General features: G+C 43.0%; 18 protein-coding genes. 17 read left to right on the top strand and 1 reads right to left on the bottom strand.

Going from position 1 to position 22,553, the window contains the following annotated elements; all coding sequences use genetic code 11:
• Nucleotides 1–3 precede the first annotated feature (3 nt).
• Entirely contained in the window at nucleotides 4–519 is a 516-nt protein-coding gene (locus QZ995_RS04480; RefSeq protein WP_301803627.1) for a YwhD family protein, read from the top strand.
• Nucleotides 520–724: 205 nt separating this feature from the next.
• A complete protein-coding gene (locus tag QZ995_RS04475; protein WP_437124712.1) occupies nucleotides 725–1,000 on the top strand; it encodes a hypothetical protein in 276 nt (91 codons plus the stop codon).
• 148 nt (nucleotides 1,001–1,148) lie between these two features.
• Here the strand turns inward: QZ995_RS04475 and QZ995_RS04470 are convergent, their stop codons facing one another.
• Entirely contained in the window at nucleotides 1,149–3,191 is a 2,043-nt protein-coding gene (locus QZ995_RS04470) for a transglycosylase domain-containing protein (protein ID WP_301803622.1), read from the bottom strand.
• A gap of 330 nt (nucleotides 3,192–3,521) precedes the next feature.
• On the opposite strand from QZ995_RS04470, the gene speE reads away from it, so the two are divergent.
• The 15 genes from speE (at nucleotide 3,522) to rpoE (ending at nucleotide 22,372) form a co-directional block, all read left to right on the top strand.
• On the top strand, nucleotides 3,522–4,355 hold the full coding sequence (speE, locus tag QZ995_RS04465; RefSeq protein ID WP_003342247.1) for a polyamine aminopropyltransferase: 834 nt from the start codon (nucleotides 3,522–3,524) through the stop codon (nucleotides 4,353–4,355).
• Between the two features lie 11 nt (nucleotides 4,356–4,366).
• Nucleotides 4,367–5,236: an agmatinase gene (gene speB, locus QZ995_RS04460; RefSeq protein WP_301803620.1), complete on the top strand. Its 870-nt coding sequence runs from the start codon at nucleotides 4,367–4,369 to the stop codon at nucleotides 5,234–5,236.
• 199 nt (nucleotides 5,237–5,435) lie between these two features.
• On the top strand, nucleotides 5,436–5,852 hold the full coding sequence (locus QZ995_RS04455; protein ID WP_301803617.1) for a DUF1934 domain-containing protein: 417 nt from the start codon (nucleotides 5,436–5,438) through the stop codon (nucleotides 5,850–5,852).
• A gap of 15 nt (nucleotides 5,853–5,867) precedes the next feature.
• On the top strand, nucleotides 5,868–6,257 hold the full coding sequence (locus QZ995_RS04450; protein ID WP_301803613.1) for a hypothetical protein: 390 nt from the start codon (nucleotides 5,868–5,870) through the stop codon (nucleotides 6,255–6,257).
• 112 nt (nucleotides 6,258–6,369) lie between these two features.
• Nucleotides 6,370–7,803: a sigma-54 interaction domain-containing protein gene (locus QZ995_RS04445; RefSeq protein ID WP_301804092.1), complete on the top strand. Its 1,434-nt coding sequence runs from the start codon at nucleotides 6,370–6,372 to the stop codon at nucleotides 7,801–7,803.
• A gap of 241 nt (nucleotides 7,804–8,044) precedes the next feature.
• Nucleotides 8,045–9,409: a lysine 2,3-aminomutase gene (gene ablA / locus QZ995_RS04440; protein WP_301803611.1), complete on the top strand. Its 1,365-nt coding sequence runs from the start codon at nucleotides 8,045–8,047 to the stop codon at nucleotides 9,407–9,409.
• A 343-nt stretch (nucleotides 9,410–9,752) separates the two neighbouring features.
• Entirely contained in the window at nucleotides 9,753–11,837 is a 2,085-nt protein-coding gene (locus QZ995_RS04435) for a (Fe-S)-binding protein (RefSeq protein WP_301803608.1), read from the top strand.
• 165 nt (nucleotides 11,838–12,002) lie between these two features.
• Complete coding sequence (locus QZ995_RS04430; RefSeq protein WP_301803605.1) at nucleotides 12,003–13,190, top strand: acetyl-CoA C-acetyltransferase; 1,188 nt, start codon at nucleotides 12,003–12,005, stop codon at nucleotides 13,188–13,190.
• Nucleotides 13,191–13,268: 78 nt separating this feature from the next.
• On the top strand, nucleotides 13,269–14,120 hold the full coding sequence (locus tag QZ995_RS04425; protein ID WP_301803601.1) for a 3-hydroxybutyryl-CoA dehydrogenase: 852 nt from the start codon (nucleotides 13,269–13,271) through the stop codon (nucleotides 14,118–14,120).
• 68 nt (nucleotides 14,121–14,188) lie between these two features.
• The gene (locus tag QZ995_RS04420; RefSeq protein WP_301803598.1) at nucleotides 14,189–15,331 is read left to right on the top strand and encodes an acyl-CoA dehydrogenase; all 1,143 of its coding nucleotides are present in this window, start codon (nucleotides 14,189–14,191) and stop codon (nucleotides 15,329–15,331) included.
• Between the two features lie 29 nt (nucleotides 15,332–15,360).
• Complete coding sequence (locus tag QZ995_RS04415; protein WP_301803592.1) at nucleotides 15,361–16,503, top strand: acyl-CoA dehydrogenase; 1,143 nt, start codon at nucleotides 15,361–15,363, stop codon at nucleotides 16,501–16,503.
• Nucleotides 16,504–16,515: 12 nt separating this feature from the next.
• Nucleotides 16,516–17,457: a methylmalonyl Co-A mutase-associated GTPase MeaB gene (gene meaB / locus QZ995_RS04410; RefSeq protein WP_301803590.1), complete on the top strand. Its 942-nt coding sequence runs from the start codon at nucleotides 16,516–16,518 to the stop codon at nucleotides 17,455–17,457.
• Nucleotides 17,458–17,589: 132 nt separating this feature from the next.
• Nucleotides 17,590–18,222, top strand: coding sequence for a TetR/AcrR family transcriptional regulator (locus QZ995_RS04405; protein ID WP_003334210.1), 633 nt, complete (start codon nucleotides 17,590–17,592; stop codon nucleotides 18,220–18,222).
• Between the two features lie 32 nt (nucleotides 18,223–18,254).
• Nucleotides 18,255–21,500 (top strand): fused isobutyryl-CoA mutase/GTPase IcmF, encoded by a 3,246-nt coding sequence (gene icmF, locus QZ995_RS04400; RefSeq protein WP_301803584.1) that lies wholly within the window; start codon nucleotides 18,255–18,257, stop codon nucleotides 21,498–21,500.
• A gap of 311 nt (nucleotides 21,501–21,811) precedes the next feature.
• Nucleotides 21,812–22,372: a DNA-directed RNA polymerase subunit delta gene (gene rpoE / locus QZ995_RS04395; RefSeq protein ID WP_301803581.1), complete on the top strand. Its 561-nt coding sequence runs from the start codon at nucleotides 21,812–21,814 to the stop codon at nucleotides 22,370–22,372.
• Nucleotides 22,373–22,553 lie beyond the last annotated feature (181 nt).

Raw genomic sequence — 22,553 nt, 5'->3', positions numbered from 1 at the left:
AATATGAGTTTATTTGATAATAAAAAAAATAACGGCTTTACTATTGTGAGTAAAAAGACAGATGTTCATGGCGGATTTGGTCAAGGAGTGCTTGATTTAAGCCATGTTTCCTCTGTCATTATTGATGTTGAAGAAAATGATGCCTACATTGACATGGGAGCGATGCATGCCAAGAGTGCTGTTGAGAGAGGCATTAAATTTTCTACGAATAAGGAAGATGTTCCAAACGGAAAGCCGTACTGGATTGTGTGGGTTACCATTGACCGTAAAGAAGAGGGATCTTACTATGCCGGTGTAACTGCTTGTTATATGGAGGTTGACCGTGAAGCTCGCCGTGGATACAAGCTATTGGTAGATCACGTTAACCGTATGGATGCTGCTATGAAGCGCAAAATCATGGTAAGTGAGCTGGGAGAAGCCGAAAAAGCAGCATTGCGCAAATTGCTGATGGAACACAATGCTGACATGTGGGCAAACTCCTCTGAAGAGCTGAAGCAAGGCTTGGAAACACAAGCATAGTTTGTACATGGGCGCCAGTTGAAAATCTGGTTTTTATTAGGAAAAAATGAACGCTGTGTGAACAACTCGCAAAAGAATTGTACGAAGAAACAAAAAAAGAGTAAACTTAGATTTGTATATAAAAAGCACTAGGTCAGCAAACAGGGAGCGACAGTATGTCACTCCCTGTTTGTCTTAATTTGCAGGTTATGAATTAGCCATAGGGATGCACACTAAGAAGGCATATCAATACTTTATCTGCTCAGAGGGGGAGAATGCCTTGGATCATCAGAATGATCATTTTGTCAAACATGGTGGAGTGCATTTCCGCAATAATGTACCGCCGCAAGAGATTAATAAATTTATTAATAGGCTACCGGCAGGAAAGCGGGAAAGTCTTTTTGAAGTGCTGGATAAATTGGAAAAAAACGGGCTCATTACAATTTATAATGACCACATTTTTACCGATGGAAATGGTGTTGTTGGCGGCGGGGAGCAATAAGGATAACGAAATAGAAATATGTCAAAGCTCGGCACAGAGATAATTTCCAGAGGTAATAACAAACTGCATAAATTGCAATAAGCGTAAAAAAAAGGGGTACCTAATCACATGGTGATCTAAGGTAGCCCTTTTTCATAAAGCTTACATGTTATCCGCCCCATAATTTGTTCCACAACGATTTCTTTTCTTTTTCAGGTGGTTTGGTGTCGGGTATTGCTTGCTCAGGAATATGCTCGGCACAGTAATCCTGAGGCTCTGTTCCTGCCTTAAAATACATAACTTGCGCATGCGGACAGTTCTGGGTAGCCAATTTTTTGGTGACCGGGTCGATGTAAACTGATACGACACCGGTAGGAGCATTAAATTGGCTAGGGGGTTGATTATACAGAGCACTTTCCATGAATTCCGCCCAAAGAGGAGCCGCTAGACGGGCATCCTTGATCGGGTCAATCTTCTTCCCTTCATCATAGCCTGTCCAAACGCTGGTTACGAGCTGGGGTGTAAAACCGCTTATCCAGGAGTCATAGTCCGTGGAGCCTGTTTTCCCAGCAACGGGACGGTTTAATTGGCCTGCAACACGGTGAGCTGTGCCACGTGTATCGCTAAAAACAGTCTGCATCATCTGATTTAACACATATGAGCTACTTGGATCTGCGGCAGGGACATGGGCAGAGGAATCCTCAGCTAAAATGGCACCTGTGTTATCCATGATTTTTAAAATAGCTACTGGTGTAATGTACGACCCATTATTTGCGATGGTACTGTAAGCTGCTGTCAATTCCAAGGGGGAGATAGGCGATGTTCCCAAAGCTAGAGAAGGTACAGCCTGTAGAGGGCTGGTTATCCCTAATTTTCTGGCTTCATCTACTGTTTTTTGCGGTGTTAATTGGTTAATTGTTTTAACAGCATAAATATTATCTGATGTAGCGATGGCTTCTTGCATGGTAATAAAGGTATTCGTAAATTTATTACCATAGTTACTAGGAACGTATTCCTTTCCATTTTCATAAGTGAAGACAGTTGGCTCACTTTTCATCAACGTTAAAGGAGTAAACCCATTATCTAAAGCTGATAAATACATAATTGGTTTAAAGGTAGAACCAGGCTGTCGTTTACTCAATACACGATTGAATTGGCTTTTTTTATAATCGCGGCCGCCTACCATTGCTTTAATAAAGCCCGTTTTAGGATCAATGGCTACTAAGGCTACCTGTAACTCTTGATTATTTTTAGGCATGTGTTTACGAATAGCTTCTTCCGCTTTCTTTTGGATTGCAACATCTAAGGTAGTGTAAATTTTTAATCCGCCGTTCTGAACAGCCTCTTCGCTGATTCCATATTTATCTTTGGCTAAAGCGAGAATATAGTCCCGAAAATATGGGGCTATAGAAGCTTTTTGTACTTCTTTGGGTGAACGAAATGTTAATTTCTGCTCGTAAGCCTCCCGCATTTGTTTTTCAGAAATATAACCGTCACGGTGCATAGCCGCTAAGATTAATTTTTGACGCTTTTTCGCATTATCAAAATTAGTAATCGGAGAATAATAGGTAGGCCCCTTTGGAATCCCTGCTAGCATAGAGCTTTCTGCGAGCGTCAAATCCTTTGCTTTTTTGCCGAAATAGGTTCCCGCGGCGGCCTCTGCACCATAGGCAGAATGTCCATAATAGATTTGATTCATGTACATTGCTAAAATTTCATCTTTTGAATAATTAAGCTCTAGCTGTAGGGTGAGTAAGGCTTCTTTTGCCTTTCGAGTCCATGTTTTCTCATGACTCAAATATAGATTGCGGGCTAGCTGTTGTGTAATTGTGCTGGCCCCTTGAGCTTTGTTCATTTCGACAATGTTGACATAAGCTGCTTTTGCGGTCCGTTTTAGATCGATGCCCATATGATGATAAAAATAACGATCCTCGATGGAAAGAGTAGCTTGCACTAAATAAGGGGAAATACTGTCCAGTGTGACGACATAACGATTTTCTCCTCTGTGAATACTATCTATAACTTCTCCGTTGCCTGCGTAGATGGTTGAGGTTTGGTGAATAACTGCGGCGGGCATAGGCTGAGAACGTAAATATAAGACCAGAAATAGAATGGATAATGCAGCCGCCAGCATAGTCAGACCCAGAATTTTTATAAAAAGCCTGACCCGCCTAAGCCAACGAAGTAATGGATGCTCGCGGATGACTTCCATGAAAGACACGTCCTTTCTGTATAGTTTGGTAATACTAGGAAAAATCCTAATAGATAGTATAGGTAAATCAGCATATTTTCATACTATATGAAGTCGGTATCACCTGTTCTATTAAGGTTTTGCATATCACTGGAATTCCTTTTACAAAAATGCAATCTGTTCTGAAAAAGCAGTGAAGTAAGAAAAATATCGGATAAAAAGACAAAAAATACTTGCTTTTTGGGGGGTACCCTCTATAATTCATTTTGTTGATGATTATGTGATCTATATTACATTGCCCATCAACATGAAATGATTCGGTTAAAAAGGAGGCTTCATTACATTATGAACATGGAACTATGGTACACTGAGAAGCAAACGGAAAATCACGGGATTACTACAAAAATCTCCGAGACTCTATATAGTGAGAAAACGGATTTTCAACAGTTGGATATTATCCATACCAATCAATTTGGACGTATGCTTGTACTTGACGGTATGGTCATGACTACCGATGTTGATGAGTTTGTTTACCATGAAATGATTACTCACATTGCTCTTAACACCCACCCTAATCCTAAAAAAGTATTAGTTGTGGGCGGAGGAGACGGAGGAGCCATTCGTGAAATCGTTAAGCATGCTTCCGTAGAAAAAGCAGTACTGGCTGAGATTGACGGCGGAGTTATTGAAGCCTCCAAAAAATATTTCCCAGAGATTGCGAAGGATTTAATGGGAAATCCGCGTGTCGATGTGCAAGTAATCGATGGAATTAAACATATTCATGATCACAAGGGTGAATATGATGTAATCATGGTTGACTCTACAGAACCAGTTGGTCCAGCAGTGGGACTTTTTGAAAAAGGCTTCTATCAAGGTATCGCCGATGCGCTAAAACCAGACGGAATCATGGTTGCTCAGACGGAATCGCCTTGGTTCAACCGTGAATTGATCAAACGAGTATTTAAAGACCTATCTTCTATTTTCCCAGTGACTCGTTTGTATACAGCAAGCATTCCAACATACCCATCAGGTCTGTGGAGCTTTACAATTGCTTCCAAAAAGTATGATCCATTGGAAGTAGATCCATCAACAATTAAAGATATGGATACCAAATACTATAACAAAGATATTCATAAAGCAGTGTTCCAGCTTCCTAACTTTGTAGCTGAACTGACTCGCGACTAGGGGGTAGTGAGATGCGTTTTGATGAAGCTTATTCTGGCAATGTGTTTATTCGCAGCCATCAAAACTATGAGGAGAGCCAAGCAGTCATTTATGGCATGCCTATGGATTGGACAGTAAGCTTTCGTCCAGGCTCCCGTTTCGGCCCTTCACGTATTCGCGAGGTCTCCATTGGCTTAGAAGAATACAGTCCTTATTTGGACAGGCTATTAGAGGAAGTGAAGTATTTTGATGCAGGGGACATTCCATTACCTTTTGGAAATGTAGAAGGCAGTCTCCAAGCGATTCGCGAGTTCGTTGCGAAAGTATTAGCGGATAATAAAGTCCCTGTTGGTCTGGGCGGCGAACACTTGGTGACATGGCCAGTGATTCAAGCCATGCATGACAAGTACAAGGACTTAGTTATCTTCCACTTTGACGCCCATACCGATCTTCGAGATAACTATGAGGGCTACGAATACTCCCATTCAACGCCAATTAAAAAGGCATGCAATTTGCTTGGAGGCAAAAACGTTTATTCGTTTGGAATCCGTAGCGGAATGAAGGAAGAGTTTGATTGGGCGAAGGAAAATATGAATTTATATAAGTACGATGTTTTGGAGCCTGTTAAACAGGTGCTTCCTACCATTGGAAATCGCCCTATCTACTTAACGATTGATATTGACGTGCTAGACCCTTCTGCTGCTCCTGGTACAGGTACAACAGAGGCTGGCGGCATCACATCTCGTGAATTGCTGGATACGATTCATTTTATGGCCAACAACGGAGCCAATGTGGTCGGATTTGATTTAGTGGAAGTAGCGCCTGTGTACGATCATAGTGAGATGACACAGATTGTTGCTTCTAAAATACTTCGCGAAATGATATTAAGCTTTGTAAAATAGTTGCTATTATCATTTTGTAATACCCGATATTGCAAAGAAAAAGGCAAGGAGGCAGAGTGCTTTCTTGCCTTTTTCATTTTCTATGCAAAACGGCTCTCGGTTGGCAAGAAAAATTGGAAGCGAGAAGGTAAACTATCCTATAATAAAGGGAAGGTAAACTAACAAATACTACAGTGACAAATAAAAGTGAGGTCTCGGAATGCAAGAGGTTCAATTATCGTTATCAATCATACAAAAGGCAGAAGGGCAAACCGACAAGACAGATTTACAAATGTCGGGAAAAGCTTCGCTGCGTAATTCTTCTTGGTTTCTGCATTATAAAGAAGAGATAGAGGGAGCGGGTGAGGTCTCCAATATTGTTCGGATTAACCCTGATAGCACACAATTACTACGTCAAGGCAGCTTGCAAATGAAGCAAATATTTGAAAAGGGAAAAGGGACAGATAGCTTATACAGCAGTCCCTATGGAAATATGCATATGCATACCCACACTCGAACATATAAAGTCACGTATCAAAGTGAGAAGCCCATTCATGTGTTTATTGCCTATCAATTGTGGCTAAGTGGACAATATGTTGGGGAATTCGAATGGGACATGAAAATTGCATGGGATTAGAAAGGGGCAGTGTGTATGGTTTTTTCCCTCATTAATGGGCTATTTTCTGGCTTGTTATTATCAGCTTTTCTGGCAATTGGAGATGGATTGTTTCAAACAAGCACATTTCAGGTATTATTAGATATTACTTATATTCCAGGGATGGAAAATACCCCTCCCTTACTAGCCTATCTCATTCATTTAGTGATTTCAGTTATTGTTGCCTTTGCGTTTATTTACTTTTATCCGAAGGGGAACGGGAAAAAGATCGTCATCTATGTAACTCTGTGGAATGCGGCATTTCTTATTTTATTCTTTCCCTTTACGTATCTAAGCCAAGGTGTTTATTCAGCAAGTAATATCTTGTTGTGGTTTTTTGGTCATTTGTTGTATACGGTATTTTTAACGTATCAAATTGAGCGGTAGGGAGAAGATTTTGTAGATGCGTAGTGCCGGTTTTTTAGCACAGTGACTAGTTTTTGGCAGTTTGTTTAGGAGGGATGTTGTGAGTACATTACCAAAATCGGAAACAGTGGAGATGTTAAGCGCAATTTTAGGAGCAATTGATGAAGGCATCCATGTGGTTGACGCTCAGGGTATTACGATCATGTACAATCACATCGCTGCCAGACTGGATGGGTTAACGCAAGAGGAGGTGCTGGGTAAACCGTTGTTGCAAGTCTTTCCTTCTTTAGATAGCGAATCCAGCACCTTGTTAAATGTCATCCAAACCGGAAAGCCCATGTATAATCGAACGCAACGCTATACCAATTGGCGAGGCGTACAGGTGGAAACAATCAACACGACGTTACCTGTTCGTGTAGACGATCGGCTCGTCGGCGCAGTTGAGGTAGCTAAAGATATGAAGAAACTAAGGGAGCTGTCAGAGCAGCTAGTGGACCTGCAGGTTCAAGTCCAAAGTAGACGCAAAAAGCAAGTGAAGCCACTTGTGTCCGATCAGGTGTTTTATGAATTCTCGGATATCTTAACCAATAATCCTGAGCTGAAGCGGGTGAAACAGATAGCGTTAAAAGCTGCGAGAACCACCTCTCCCATACTGATTTATGGAGAAACAGGGACGGGTAAAGAGTTGCTGGTGCAATCGATCCATCAAGCATCCCCGCGAAGGAAGCGTCCGTTTATTGCCCAAAACTGTGCTGCCCTACCTGCCTCTCTGTTAGAAGGAATTCTCTTCGGTACAACTAAGGGGAGCTTTACCGGAGCAGATGATCGTCCAGGGCTGTTTGAAGTAGCGAATGGGGGAACGTTATTCCTGGATGAAATAAACAGTATGCCACTTGAGCTGCAAGCTAAATTATTGCGTGTATTACAGGATGGTCAGATACGAAGAGTAGGCGGAACGGGATCAATGCAGGTGGATGTGAGAGTGATTGCGGCTACCAATGAAGTGCCAGAAAAAGTGGTGGAAAGCAAGGGATTGCGAGCTGACCTATATTACCGCTTAAATGTTGTTTCCTTTTGGCTTCCGCCATTGCACAAACGCCCAGAGGATTTGCCCCTTCTAGTAGAGCATTTTGTACAGAAGTATAACAACATGTTTGATTTACAGGTGAAAGGCCTGGACCAAGAGGTATGGACTTTATTCAAGCGATGTACATGGCCGGGTAACATTCGGGAGCTGGAGCATATGATTGAAGCTGCCATGAATGTTACTGAAGGCGAATGGATTACTGTTGAAGATCTTCCTTTATCCTTTCTGAAAAGAATGAATGAGTTGGGAGCGGTATCTCAGGAAAGCGAACACAGGTCCACTATGAAAACCTTAATCCCTATAGATGGGACCTTACGAGATGTTCTCAGACAAACAGAGAAGCATTTCATTCAAATGGCACTGGAGCATACGAAAGGAAATATTCTGCAAGCCGCCAAACAATTAGGAATCCCTCGACAAACCCTGCAGTATAAATTAGCCCAACAAAAAGAGAAACCAGACGATAAGAAGTCATATTGACTTAGGTTACAAATCATTCAACCGGCATTGCCGAAAAGCTGGCACAACTAACAATCCCGTAAAGTAAACTGTTGGCAAACCAAGTGTGTACAAAACGCTTAAAATCCTGCAAATACATTGTAAATCTCACCTAATTCTGAAAATATGAAATATTCTATCGAAATTGGCATCCTCCTTGCATGATGTAAATAATGAAGCTTCAAGAGGTTTTGTTCATGTAAATAAGCAGGGGGGATTATAAATGACATTAGCAGTTCGTAAATTGCGTGATTGGCGGGACGTGGAATTATGGAAAGACGTGACCGAGGAACAATGGAACGATTGGATGTGGCAGTTAACCCACACGATTAAAAACGTAGATGACTTAAAAAAGGTAATCAATCTAACTCCTGAGGAAGAAGAGGGAGTGCGAATTTCCAACCAGACCATTCCGTTAAATATCACACCTTACTATGCTTTGCTAATGGATGAGAACGATCCAAAGGACCCAGTTCGTTTACAATCTGTCCCTTTATCTCACGAAATGGTTCGCACTCAGTACGATATGGAAGACCCGTTACATGAGGATGAGGATTCACCTGTTCCTGGCCTGACTCATCGCTACCCCGATCGCGTTTTATTTTTAGTAACGAATCAATGCTCTATGTATTGTCGTTACTGTACGCGCCGTCGTTTTTCCGGACAAATCGGCATGGGGGTGCCTAAAAAACAATTAGATGCCTGTTTAGATTATATTCGTAACACTCCAGAGGTACGCGATGTGCTTTTGTCCGGCGGAGATGCCCTACTAATTAATGACCGTGTATTGGAATATGTAATAAAAAGTCTGCGAGAGATTCCCCATGTGGAGATCATTCGGATTGGAACACGAGCACCTGTCGTTTTCCCGCAACGCATCACGGAGAATTTGTGCGAGATTCTGAAAAAATATCATCCTGTTTGGCTCAATACGCATTTTAATCATCCCAAAGAAATTACCGAGGAAGCAAAAAGAGCTTGTGAAATGCTTTCCTATGCCGGTGTCCCGCTAGGTAATCAGTCGGTTATTCTTGCTGGAGTCAATGACGATCCGTATACGATGAAGCAATTAATGCAGGATCTGGTTAAAATCCGCGTGCGTCCATATTATATCTATCAGTGTGACCTCTCAGAAGGCATCGGTCATTTCCGAGCGCCAATATCTAAGGGCTTAGAAATCATGGAATACTTACGCGGTCATACCTCAGGCTATGCAGTACCTACTTTTGTGGTAGACGCCCCGCATGGTGGCGGCAAGATTCCGGTTATGCCAAACTATATCATTTCCCAATCGGCTGACAAAGTGATTCTGCGTAATTTTGAAGGCGTCATTACTGCTTACCCTGAACCGCAAAATTACAAGGCACCCGATCTATCAAGGAACGAATACTATCAGGCAGAGAGAGGAAAAGCAGTAGGTATTGCAGCCTTAATGGAAGATTTGGCAGACAATTTGGAGCCAGCAGGGCTGCAGCGTAATAAACGGATTAAAGCCACCAAGGTCAAGTCACTTGCAGATGTGCGTAAGGAGCAAAGCGAGCAGAAAAAGCAAAAAGAGCGTGCCAGGATAAGTGAAAAAGAAGCATAGGAATGTCTGAGCAGGGCCTTTCGCCTTTCGGTGATTAAGTAGGACTTCGGGAATGGAAGTGTTACTTATGACGGAGCGCGAGAAGGCCCCTTTTTTATTCTTCCAGCTAACTGATTACTCATTCTTTACGGTAGACAAATGAGTATGATATGATCAGAAAGAAAAAGTGAGCGACCGCTCAGAAGAGCGGCGCGATTGTTTTTTATAAAAATTTTGGGGTAGAAATGTAAATTTTGAATGAATAGTCATTCATTTTTTCTGATACTTCTGATAAGATAAAACAAAAGAAAAAATTTACAATCAAATATAACCACAATAAGTAAGAGAAAGGGAGCTGGAAGATATGGAAATCCTACCACTATTAAATTTAATTGCCTTCTTCCTTGTGCTGGCTTATGGGCTATATCTTGTAGCGCATTTGTTGTACAGCAGGTATCTGTTTATCAAGTTGGGAAAAAAGCCGGATATCAAGGATGACTTTAAGACCCGCCTGAACTTGATTCTCCAGAACGTTTTTTTGCAAAAGAAGCTCTTAAAGGATAAAAAGAGCGGTATTATGCACGTTGTTCTCTTTTATGGCTTTATTATTTTGCAATTTGGAGCCATCGAACTTATTTTAAAGGGGCTTATTATTGGTTATGAATTACCGTTTGGAAGCGCCCACAAGTACTTTAGCCTGATGCAAGAAATCACTGCCATCCTGATCCTGATAGCTATTGGTTATGCTTATTATCGGCGTTATATTGAAAAACTAAAACGTTTAAAGCGAGGCTTGAAATCAGGTTTAGTTATTATCTTTATCAGTTCGCTAATGGTGACCGTTCTTGGTTCACTGGCTTTCGAACAGATATGGCTAGGTCATGAGGGCTCTATCTTTGCTCCCTTCTCGTCAGCTATCGCCTTTGTATTTTCAGGGATTGGTGAAACAGCGGCAGCCGCTTTATTCTTCTTCTTCTGGTGGGCGCATCTGCTCGTTTTGCTGAGCTTTGCTGTCTATGTACCGCAATCCAAGCATGCCCACTTAATCTTTGCTCCCTTAAACGTTTGGTATAAAAAACTGGATTCGCCCGGTAAGCTTTCTACCATTAACTTTGAAGATGAAACCCAGGAAGTTTTCGGAAATGGGAAGATTGAGGACTTTACCCAAACGCAACTGATTGACTTATATGCCTGTGTCGAGTGTGGACGCTGTACCAATATGTGTCCGGCCTCTGGAACGGGAAAAATGCTCTCTCCTATGGATATAATCGTGAAAATGCGCGACCATCTGACTGAGAAAGGGGCAAGTGTTACTTCACGCACACCTTGGATGCCTACTTTTGCTTTTCCTAATACAAAGGCTAACCAAATTGCACTGCAGGCTGGTGAAGTAGCAGCGACTTCTGAAGGGGCCGCAGCTGTAGAAAATGTATATGATAAGGCATTGATAGGCGATGTGATTACCGAGCAGGAACTGTGGGCGTGTACAACCTGTCGCAACTGTGAAGACCAGTGTCCCGTGATGAACGAGCATGTTGACAAAATCATTGACATGCGCCGCTATCTAGTGATGACAGAAGGGAGTATGCCGCAAGAAGCTCAGCGTGCATTAAATAATATCGAACGGCAGGGTAACCCGTGGGGGATTAACCGTAAAGACCGCATGAAATGGATGGAGGGTCTGGATGAAGCCTATACAGTACCTACTGTAAAAACGGCAGAGGAGTTTGAATACCTGTTTTGGGTAGGAGCTATGGGGTCCTTTGATAACCGCAGTATGAAAATTACGCATGCATTTATTAAGCTGATGCACGAAGCAGGTATTAAGTTCGCTATTCTTGGCAATGAAGAAAAAAATTCAGGCGACACAGCTCGCCGTATCGGTAATGAATTTTTATTTCAACAATTAGCGCAAGAAAACATTGCTTTATTTGAAGGCTACGATGTTAAGAAAATTGTGACCTGTGATCCGCATGCTTTTAATACCTTTAAGAATGAGTATCCTGAGTTTGGTTTGCAAGCAGAGGTATATCATCATTCTGAGCTATTAGTTCAATGGATCGAGGAGGGGCGACTTACACCGAAGAAAGAAGTGAAGGAACGCATTACGTATCATGATTCATGCTATTTGGGCCGATATAACAATATCTATGATATGCCGCGCCAGATTTTGCAACAAATTCCGGGTGTAGAGATCGTAGAGATGAAACGAAGCCAATGTGACAGCATGTGCTGTGGAGCTGGTGGCGGATTGATGTGGATGGAAGAACATGAAGGTACCCGTGTTAATGTCGCACGCACAGAGCAGGCTTTAGAGGTTAACCCAACAGCAATTGCAAGTGCTTGTCCATACTGTCTAACGATGATGGATGATGGATTAAAAATGAAAGAGGCGGAGGAACAAGTGAAAGCGAGAGATATCGCTGAAATCTTAGCCGATGCTTTGTAAGAAGGAACAAAGATGAGCGGTGGTCAAAGGGCCGCCGCTTATTGTCATAATAAATTGACTAATGCGAATAGAATGTGCAAAATAAAGATAATAAAGTGAGCGACCGCTCAATCAATCGATGCTTGTTTTAACTGATTAGGTACATGAGAAAAGGGAGGAATTGCTTTGAACACAGTTATAGTTGGATCGGCTCGAACACCTTTTGGAAAGTTCAATGGCGCATTAAAGGAGGTCCCTGCTGTAGAACTGGGAGCATTGGCAATTAGAGAAGCGCTGAGCAGAGCCAAGGTTGATCCCTTATCAGTTGATAAAGTCATCATGGGGATGGTCGTGCAAGCGGGTACCGGACAAATTCCATCAAGGCAAGCTGCCAGAAAAGCGGGCCTCCCATGGGAAGTAACAAGCGAGACAATCAATAAGGTATGTGCTTCCGGCATGCGTTCCGTTGCCATGGCGGATCAAATTATTCGTTGTCAGGATGCAGAGATCATAGTTGCTGGCGGAATGGAGAGCATGAGTAATGCTCCTTATGCAATGCCGCAAGCTAGAAACGGCTTTCGGATGGGCGATAATCTTGTGAAGGATTTAGTGTTGTACGACGGGCTAACATGTGCATTTGATCAAGTCCCTATGGCTGTGCATGGGAGCAATGTGGCTGAAGAATACGGCATTACACGGGCAGAACAGGATGCATGGGCCTATCGCAGCCAGCAACGTGCGGCTAAAGCGAGAGAAGCAGGATATTTTGCTGAGGAAATTGTTCCAGTTCCAGTTTCCCAACGAAAAGCAGACCCGCTGCTCGTAACCGAGGATGAAGCGATACGAGCGGAAACAACCTTGGAGGGCTTGGCTAAATTAGCACCGGTATACAAAAAGGATGGAACCATTACAGCCGGTAATGCACCCGGACTTAATGATGGTGCGGGGGCGCTAGTGCTTATGTCAGAGCATAAAGCTAAGGAACTGGGGGTTAAGCCTTTAGCTACGATTCTAGGGCATGCGGAGGTTGCGGCAGAGGCTCCTTATATTGCGACTACACCTGGGCTTGCTATTCAGAAATTACTGCGAAAGACTGGAAAAAGCCTTGAAGAAATAGATTTATTTGAAGTAAACGAGGCATTCGCTGCGGTCACGCTTACAAGTGGAAAAATCGTTGGCTGGGATGAAGAGAAGGTGAACGTAAATGGCGGTGCAATTGCACTTGGTCATCCTATCGGCGCAAGCGGTGCAAGGATTATCATGACGCTTATTCATGAATTGCAACGACGCGGCGGTGGATTAGGCGTAGCTGCTATTTGCAGTGGAGCTGCTCAGGGAGATGCTATCTTATTGCGCGTTGAGCCAATCAGATGATCTACTTGAATTTGATGGGTTTTAGGATTTTCTAAATGAAGCTGTCATCATTTTTCAAAAGAAAAAGGAGCAGGGTACATGAGCATTCAAACAATTATGGTTATAGGCGCAGGGCAGATGGGGAGCGGTATTGCTCAGGTGGCGGCACATGCTGGATTTCAGGTGATTTTACATGACCAATCTATGTCTTTTCTTGAACGTGGTTTAGGCAATATTGGCAAAAATTTAAATAGGCAAGTGGAAAAGGGCAAGCTGACTGAAGAAACCAAGAAAAAAATTCTCTCCCGGATAACCACTTCCACAGAGCTTACAAATGCTAGGGATGCGGATGTGGTTATAGAAGCTGTAGTAGAAAATATGCAGGTAAAAACCGAAATTTTTAAAAAATTGGATGAGATTTGTCAGCCTTATACCATCCTAGCCAGCAACACCTCCTCCTTGCCTATTACAGAGCTTGCAGCGGCTACAAATCGTCCTGAGCAGGTTATCGGCATGCATTTTATGAATCCTGTACCTGTGATGAAGCTAGTGGAGATGATTCGTGGCTTACAAACATCAGACGAGGTCTATCAAACGATTGAAGAACTGGCAAAACGTCTGGATAAAATACCGGTTAGCTGCAAAGACTTCCCTGGTTTTATCTCAAATCGTGTTTTAATGCCAATGATTAATGAAGCTATTTACTGCGTGTATGAAGGAGTAGCTACTCCAAAAGCGGTGGATGACATTATGAAGCTAGGCATGAATCACCCGATGGGACCTATTACCTTAGCCGATTTTATTGGATTGGATACATGTCTCTACATTATGGAAGTACTTTATGAAGGATTTGGAGATTCCAAATATCGCCCTTGTCCGTTATTACGCCAATATGTGAAGGCTGGCTGGTTAGGCCGCAAGTCAGGAAGAGGATTCTATGTGTACACCTAACCTGATTGTGCATGGAGCGCCATATATGTAGGGGCAACGAGAAAATTACTAAAGGAAGGATTTTGTGTATGGAGCTTCATTTAACAGAAGAACAGCTCATGATGAGAAAGATGGTAAGTGATTTTGCCAAAAAAGAAATTGCTCCATTTGTTGCTCATATGGAAGAAACGGAAGAATTTCCGCGTCCATTACTAACAAAAATGGCACAGCTAGGCTTAATGGGGATTCCAATACCTGAAGAGTGGGGCGGCTCTGATTCTGATTTTATTTCGTATGTAATTGCGATTCATGAGATTTCGAAAATAAGTGCGACTCTAGGGGTAATTCTCTCGGTTCACACTTCAGTAGGCACGACGCCTATTTTGTACTACGGAAATGAGGAGCAGAAGAAAAAATATGTTCCGAAGCTGGCAAGTGGAGAATATTTGGGGGCATTTGCTCTGACAGAGCCCCAAGCAGGCTCTGATGCCGCTCGCATTCGTACCTCTGCTATACGTCAAGGGGATCATTACGTTTTAAATGGCAGCAAAATTTTTATAACCAATGGCGGCGAAGCAGATACGTACATAACATTTGCCGTGACGGATGCTACTCAAGACACCCGCGGAATTTCTGCTTTTATTGTAGAAAAAAATACACCAGGCTTTACGGTGGGAAAAAAGGAAAAGAAGATGGGACTTCATGGCTCCAATACAACGGAACTCATTTTCGAGAATGCAATGGTTCCGATTGAAAATTTACTAGGCGAGGAAGGAAAAGGCTTCGCCATAGCTCTGTCTAATCTGGACGTGGGGCGAATCGGTATTGCGGCCCAAGCTTTGGGTATTGCTGAAGCTGCTTTAGAGTATTCCATTCAATATGCGAGAGAACGTAAGCAATTTGGCTCCCCGATTGGTAATCAGCAAGCGGTGGCCTTTAAGCTGGCAGATATGGCTACGCAGGCGGAGGCGGCTCGACTGCTTGTATATCACGCAGCCTTTTTGCGCCAGGAGGGTCAACCATGCGGGCTGGAAGCATCCATCGCGAAAAAGTTTGCCTCGGATGTTGCTATGGAAGCTGCGATAGAGGCAGTGCAGATTTTTGGAGGATACGGCTACACAAGGGAATATCCGGTAGAGCGTTTGTTCAGAGATGCTAAAATCACGCAAATTTATGAAGGAACATCAGAAATTCAACAACTCGTCATTTCTAAGCATTTGCTTACTAAATAGAACAACAACAAGCAGGGAGAGTGGAACAGATGGACTTTCGTCTAAATGAAGAACAGGAAATGCTGCGTAAAATGATTCGAGAATTCGCTGAGGAGCACATAGCGCCAACTGCGGCGGAACGGGATGAAGAAGAGCGATTTGACCGCTCTATCTTCGAACAAATGGCAGAGCTAGGGCTTGCGGGAATTCCGTGGGATGAAAAATATGGTGGGGCTGGAGCTGACTATTTAAGCTATGTTCTTGCTGTTGAAGAGCTATCAAGAGTAGATGCATCTATTGGCGTCACCCTCTCGGCACATGTCTCCTTAGCGAGCTGGCCGATCTATAAGTTTGGCACAGAAGAACAAAAACAAACCTTCCTACGTCCGCTTGCAGAAGGTAAGAAACTGGGCGCATACTGTCTGACTGAAGCGGGGTCCGGCTCTGATTCAGCAGGAATGCGTACAACCGCTGTACGGGATGGGGATCATTATATCCTAAATGGAAATAAAATTTTTATCACAAATGCTGGCGAAGCTGAAATTTATATCGTTTTTGCGGTAACGAATCCTGACTTAAAACATAAGGGTGTAACAGCCTTCATTTTAGAAAAAGATATGCCTGGCTTCTCAATGGGGAAAAAGGAGAAGAAGCTGGGAATTCGTTCCTCCCTCACACTAGAAGTGATTATGGAGGATGTACGCGTACCGGTAGCTAATCGTTTAGGCGAGGAAGGGCAAGGCTTTAAAATTGCGATGATGACACTAGACGGTGGACGAAATGGAATTGCCGCTCAGGCGCTAGGAATTGCTCAGGGTGCGTTTGAACACGCCCTAAGCTACGCGAAGGAACGCATTCAATTTGGTAAACCGATTGCTGCATTGCAGGCTATTCAGTTCAAATTGGCAGATATGGCTACCCAGATTGAGGCGGCGCGATTGCTAACGTACCAAGCGGCTTGGTTAGAAGATAAAGGCCTGCCGTACGGAAAAGCGTCAGCTATGTCCAAGGTGTTTGCCGGCGACATTGCCATGCAAGTAACGACAGAAGCGGTGCAGGTGTTTGGAGGATATGGCTATACGCGCGAATATCCAGTAGAAAGATTTATGCGTGATGCAAAAATTACGCAGATTTATGAAGGAACAAATGAAATACAGCGTGTGGTTATCAGCAACCTGCTGTTAAAAGAGTAGGAGCTGACCTACGTGCATCCGATAACCAAGCGAATACTGGCAGGAGATGTTCGCGCGGCTGCCAGAGCAATTACCTGGATTGAAGATGGCTTTCCTGAAAAGGGGCAGGTGCTACAGGAAATTTTCCCCCATACTGGTAAGGCACGGCTGATTGGGTTAACAGGTTCCCCAGGAGCAGGTAAGAGTTCATTAGTAGATGCATTGATTACTTATTTACGTTCACAGCAAATATCTGTCGGGGTCATTGCGGTAGACCCCACTAGTCCGTTTACCGGCGGGGCCTTGCTCGGGGATCGCATTCGGATGCAGCATCATGCTCCTGACCGAGGTGTCTTTATCAGAAGTATGGGAACTCGAGGAAATTTAGGAGGTTTATCACGCAATACCAAAGAAGCTGTACGTGTTTTGGACGCATATGGCTGCGAGGTCATTATTGTTGAGACAGTAGGGGTTGGACAGTCTGAGCTGGACATTATGAAAATCGTTGATACAGTCGCTGTTGTACTAAATCCCGGAAGCGGGGATACTGTTCAGGCATTTAAGGCTGGCATTATGGAGATTGCTGATCTTTTTGTCATTAACAAAGCAGATTTACCTGGTCTGGATAAACTTCTCACAGAGATTGAACAAATGATAGAGATTGTAAAGCATGATGCAAGCTGGCAACCTCCTCTTATTCGTACAATTGCAACTGACCGAGTGGGAATAACTGATTTGTGGCAAGCTATCCTTGCACATGAGAGGTTTCTGACGGAATCGGGTGAAGGGGAGAAGCGCAGATCATATCATTTGCACGAAGAGGTAATCGAGTTAGTGAACCAAAATCTTTATCGTGTCATGCTGCAAAGAATGGAACAGGGGGCATTTGCTGACGAGTTAGTTGAGGTAGCGAACAGAAGGGTAGACCCTTATCACGCAGCTGAAAAAATGGTACGTATTTTTTTACAACGATAACTTATGGGGCCGTTTTTGTTACAAGTCTGGCACGATTAGCCGCAAAAAGAGGATTGTAGCATAAATTGTGGATTAGTATAATGGGGAGAAACCAGAGACGTTTAGTCAAATTGGTGAAAGGTGGCTTATTTCGTGCAAGAACGTAAGAAAGTAATCCCGTCCTTGGTGAAGGACCCAAAACTAATCGAAAAACGGCGTGAACAAATTATCGAAGCGGCCGTTGACCTATTTATACACAAAGGTTTCCACAAAACGACTACGCGGGAAATTGCTCGTGCCTCCGGCTTTAGCATTGGAACGCTATATGAGTACATTGAGTCCAAAGAGGATATCTTATATTTGGTTTGCGACTCTATTCATAATGAAATGGAAGAAAGACTGCGTGAAGCGATTACCTACAATGGTTCTGGTCTCAAAAGCCTTAAGCTCGCGTTGAAAAGCCTAATTCGCGTTATGGATCAGGTGAACGATCGCGTGCTGTTAATCTATCAAGAAACCAAGTCGTTGCCACATGAAGCGATGACGTATGTGTTACGTCGAGAAGAGTCCATCACAGGGATTTTTGAAGAAATTCTGCATAAAGGGATGGAAGATGGTTCCATTCGGACTGATGAGCGCTATGTGAAGCTTATGGCTAACAACATCATGGTACTAGCGGAAATGTGGGTGTTCCGACGCTGGACACTTGGCAAAAGCTATACCCTGGACGAATACATCGAGAAACAGACCGAATTGCTTCTGCGGGATATCAGCGGACACGAATAGAGCCATCCCATAGATAAGGGGAGGCTGTCAAGGTGATAACAGAGGTCTATCGTCCGACAAATAAAGTACGTTTTGTAACAGCAGCGAGTCTCTATGACGGACATGATGCTTCCATAAATATTATGCGTCGAATTTTGCAATCCTCCGGAGCGGAAGTGATTCATCTAGGTCACAACCGCTCTGTCATGGAGATTGTCGATGCTGCCATTCAGGAGGATGTGCAGGGAATTGCCATTAGCTCATATCAAGGCGGGCATGTCGAGTTTTTTAAATATATCATTGATTTGCTAAAAGAACGTGGTGCCGATCATATTCGCGTGTATGGCGGAGGCGGAGGCGTTATCGTCCCCCGTGAAATTCGCGAATTGGAGGAATATGGTGTAGCTAAGCTGTTTTCGCCAGATGACGGCAGGGAACTAGGGCTCCAAGGCATGATTAACCTGATGATTCGAGAATGTGACTTTCCGACAGTAGCTTCCCTGCAAGCGGAAGTGGAGTTGTTACAGGAAAAGAATATTCAAGCGGTTGCTCGTCTGATTACACTGGCAGAGTATGATGTGACTGATAAAAAATGGTTCACTCAGGTAAGAGATACGCTGGCTGGTTTTACCAGCAATGTCCCTGTCGTGGGTATTACAGGTACAGGTGGAGCAGGTAAAAGCTCGTTAACAGATGAATTAGTTCGTCGTTTTTTATATACGTACCCTGACAAAACCATTGCTATTCTGTCGATAGATCCGTCTAAACAGAAAACGGGGGGTGCTCTTCTGGGCGACCGAATCCGAATGAACGCAAATAACACATCCCGTGTTTATATGCGCAGTTTAGCGACTAGACAATCTGGATCAGAGTTGTCTCTTGCCTTGCAAGATGCGATTCAGGTAGCTAAGGCAGCATGCTTTGATTTAGTCATCGTGGAAACAAGCGGGATTGGACAAGGGGATGCCCGCATTAGTGAGCTTTGTGATTTGTCACTGTATGTAATGACTAGTGAATTCGGTGCACCTTCTCAGCTAGAAAAAATTGATATGCTTGATTTTGCTGATTTGGTGTCCATTAATAAATTTGAGCGTAAAGGCTCAGAGGATGCTTTACGAGAAGTGAGAAAGCAGTACCGTCGTAATCATCAATTATTTGACGTAGAAGATGAACAGCTACCGATTTATGGCACGATTGCAAGTCAATTTAACGATCCGGGAACCAATGCTCTTTTTGCGGCTTTGATTCGAGCGGCCGTTCAGAAGAAACAGCTTGATTGGGACGTTGAACATCTAGACCCGACACCCATTTTAGCCCATAAACCGCCGCTTATCCCGTCTGAAAAAATTACGTATCTTCAGGACATAGCTAACACGGTGCGAAATTATCACAGGTTTAGCGAAGAGCAGGCAGGTTATGCCCGCAAACTGTATCAGCTGAATGGAGCATATAAAGTATTAGCAGAGCAGGGTGCAGATGAAGCAGTGCTTGCTCACTTAACCTCTCAAATTGCAGAATTTGAAGAAAAATTGCATCCCGAATTAAAAAAATGGTTGGAAAACTGGCCTAAACAGAAGGAATTGTATAAACAGGATCAGTTCATCACGAAGATTCGCGATAAAGAAATAGTGACAAAGCTATTCTCAATATCACTTGCCGGTTCACGGATTCCCAAGATTAGCACACCAACCTTCCATGAGTGGGGAGATTTACTATCTTGGGCGATGAAAGAGAATGTCCCAGGGGAATTTCCTTATACGGCGGGTGTTTTTCCATTTAAAAGGGAGGGAGAAGATCCGCGCAGACAGTTTGCAGGAGAAGGATCGCCAGAGCGCACTAACAAACGATTCCATTTCCTATCTAAAAATGATGATGCAAAACGATTAAGCACAGCATTTGATAGTGTGACTCTATATGGTCAAGACCCTCACGAGCGGCCTGACATTTATGGGAAGATCGGAACCAGCGGAGTCAGTGTATGTACGTTGGATGATATGAAAAAGCTGTATGCGGGATTTGATCTTTGTGCCCCTTCCACTTCGGTTTCCATGACAATCAACGGACCTGCACCAATGATTTTGGCTATGTTTTTAAATACGGCTATCGAACAGCAGGTAGAGAAATTCGCAGAAAGAGAAGGGCGTCAACCTTCTAAAGAAGAATATTTGCAAATTAAAGCCTATACTTTATCAAACGTACGGGGAACAGTGCAAGCCGATATTTTAAAAGAAGATCAGGGGCAAAATACCTGCATTTTCTCTACGGAGTTCGCACTTCGCATGATGGGGGATATCCAGGCCTATTTTATTGAAAATAAAGTGCGTAATTACTATTCGGTTTCGATCTCAGGCTACCATATAGCTGAAGCAGGAGCGAATCCGATTACACAATTAGCTTTTACCCTAGCTAATGGATTTACTTATGTAGAATATTATTTAAGCCGTGGCATGAAAATTGACGAATTTGCGCATAATTTGTCCTTCTTCTTCTCTAACGGACTTGATCCTGAATATACCGTAATTGGACGGGTAGCACGCAGGATTTGGGCAATCACTATGAAGAATCGTTATGGTGCTAATGAGCGTAGCCAAAAGCTAAAGTATCACATCCAGACATCCGGGCGCTCTCTTCATGCCCAAGAAATGGACTTTAATGATATACGAACTACGCTACAAGCCCTAATTGCCATTTACGATAACTGTAATTCTTTGCACACTAATGCTTATGATGAAGCCATCACCACACCTACCGAAAATTCAGTCCGCAGGGCAATGGCCATCCAAATGATTATTAATAAAGAATTAGGGTTGGCCAAAAATGAAAACCCATTGCAAGGTGCTTTTATTATTGAAGAGCTGACTGATTTAGTAGAAGAAGCTGTATTGCAGGAATTTGAACGGTTAAGTATACGTGGCGGAGTCCTCGGAGCCATGGAGACACAATATCAACGAGGGAAAATTCAGGATGAGTCGATGTATTATGAGATGAGGAAACATTCTGGAGATTTGCCGATCATTGGAGTCAACACCTTCTTAAATCCAAACGCTTCTGAGGATGACTATGAAATTGAGCTAGCAAGGGCTACAGATGCAGAAAAGCAACAGCAAATCGATAATGTGCGTGCCTTCCAGCAAAGACATGCCCAACAGATTCCTGAAGCATTGAAGAAGCTACAGGAGGTTGCGTTAACAGGCGGGAATATATTTGCCGAATTGATGGAGACGGTTAAAGTGGCTTCTCTTGGTCAAATTACGGCAGCGCTGTATGAAGTAGGAGGACAATATCGACGTAATATGTAAGACGGATTATACCCCAGCAGGTAGGAAACATTTACCCTCTGGGGTTATTTCTGTTGCTTCATTCATTTGCGATTTTATAGAGCCTACTTGTGACAAAAGCCCAAGCAATTTATGCTTTTTTGTAAGCTCTCAACAAGGCAGCTTGAGAAGAATCGCAGTGTGAAACATAATGCCAGCAATACAAGGGTTACAGATAAGATAGAGAGCTGAAAAAAGCTTTTCTTTCTGCAGGGTTTGAATCACTTGCATTTTCGGATAAAATAGGGAATACTGTATGATAGCCAAGTTTTGTTTGAAAGGACGTGCCTTGCTTGAGTAAATTACTTCAGCAATATAATGAAGAGAAGTTGCAAGAGATGGCGATGGTTGATATCGCTTATGAAATCCTAAGAGAAACAAACCGCCCTTATAATTTCCGTGAACTTATGAATGAAATTGCTATCTTGCGTAACCTGACAGAAGAGCAATTGATGGCTGTCATTGCTCAAGTGTATACAGAAGTAAATATTGATGGCCGTTTTGTATGTATCGGTGAGAATACATGGGGATTAAAACGTTGGTATGCAACGGAAGCAGTTGAAGAGAGCCAAGAAGGCGGAGTTAAAAAGAAAAAAGCTGCTGTTGTTGATGACTTTGAAGACTTCGATATGGAAGACGATGATGTTGCTGAAGTATTTGAAGAGGAAGATGATATCTCCCTGTATGAAGAAGAAGAAGAAGAGGAAGACTTTGTTGATGAGGACGATGTGGATTCAGACGATGACCTCGAAGACATCGATGAAGAAGATGAAGATCTAGCAGATGAGGATCTTTTTGAAGATGACGAAGAAACCGAGGAAGAAGACGAAGAAAATCTGGATTTTGATAAGTAAGGATCTATCGACTTTATCGACTTTTGTCCTTGACTTTCATTTCAGCCCATTATAAAATACTTTTTGGGCTTCACATGAAGATTTGTCATATATGAAAGAATAACAAACAAAAGCGCCCCTATTCAGCAGAGATGTTGAGATAGGACCCCGCTTTTGTTTTTTCTTTTTGTAGCACCCTACT

It is taken from the genome of Brevibacillus laterosporus, assembly GCF_030489605.1.
Lineage (GTDB): Bacteria > Bacillota > Bacilli > Brevibacillales > Brevibacillaceae > Brevibacillus_B > Brevibacillus_B laterosporus_E.
The sequence above is the reverse complement of the archived record's forward strand: the minus strand, read 5'-3'. Positions and strand labels throughout refer to the sequence as shown.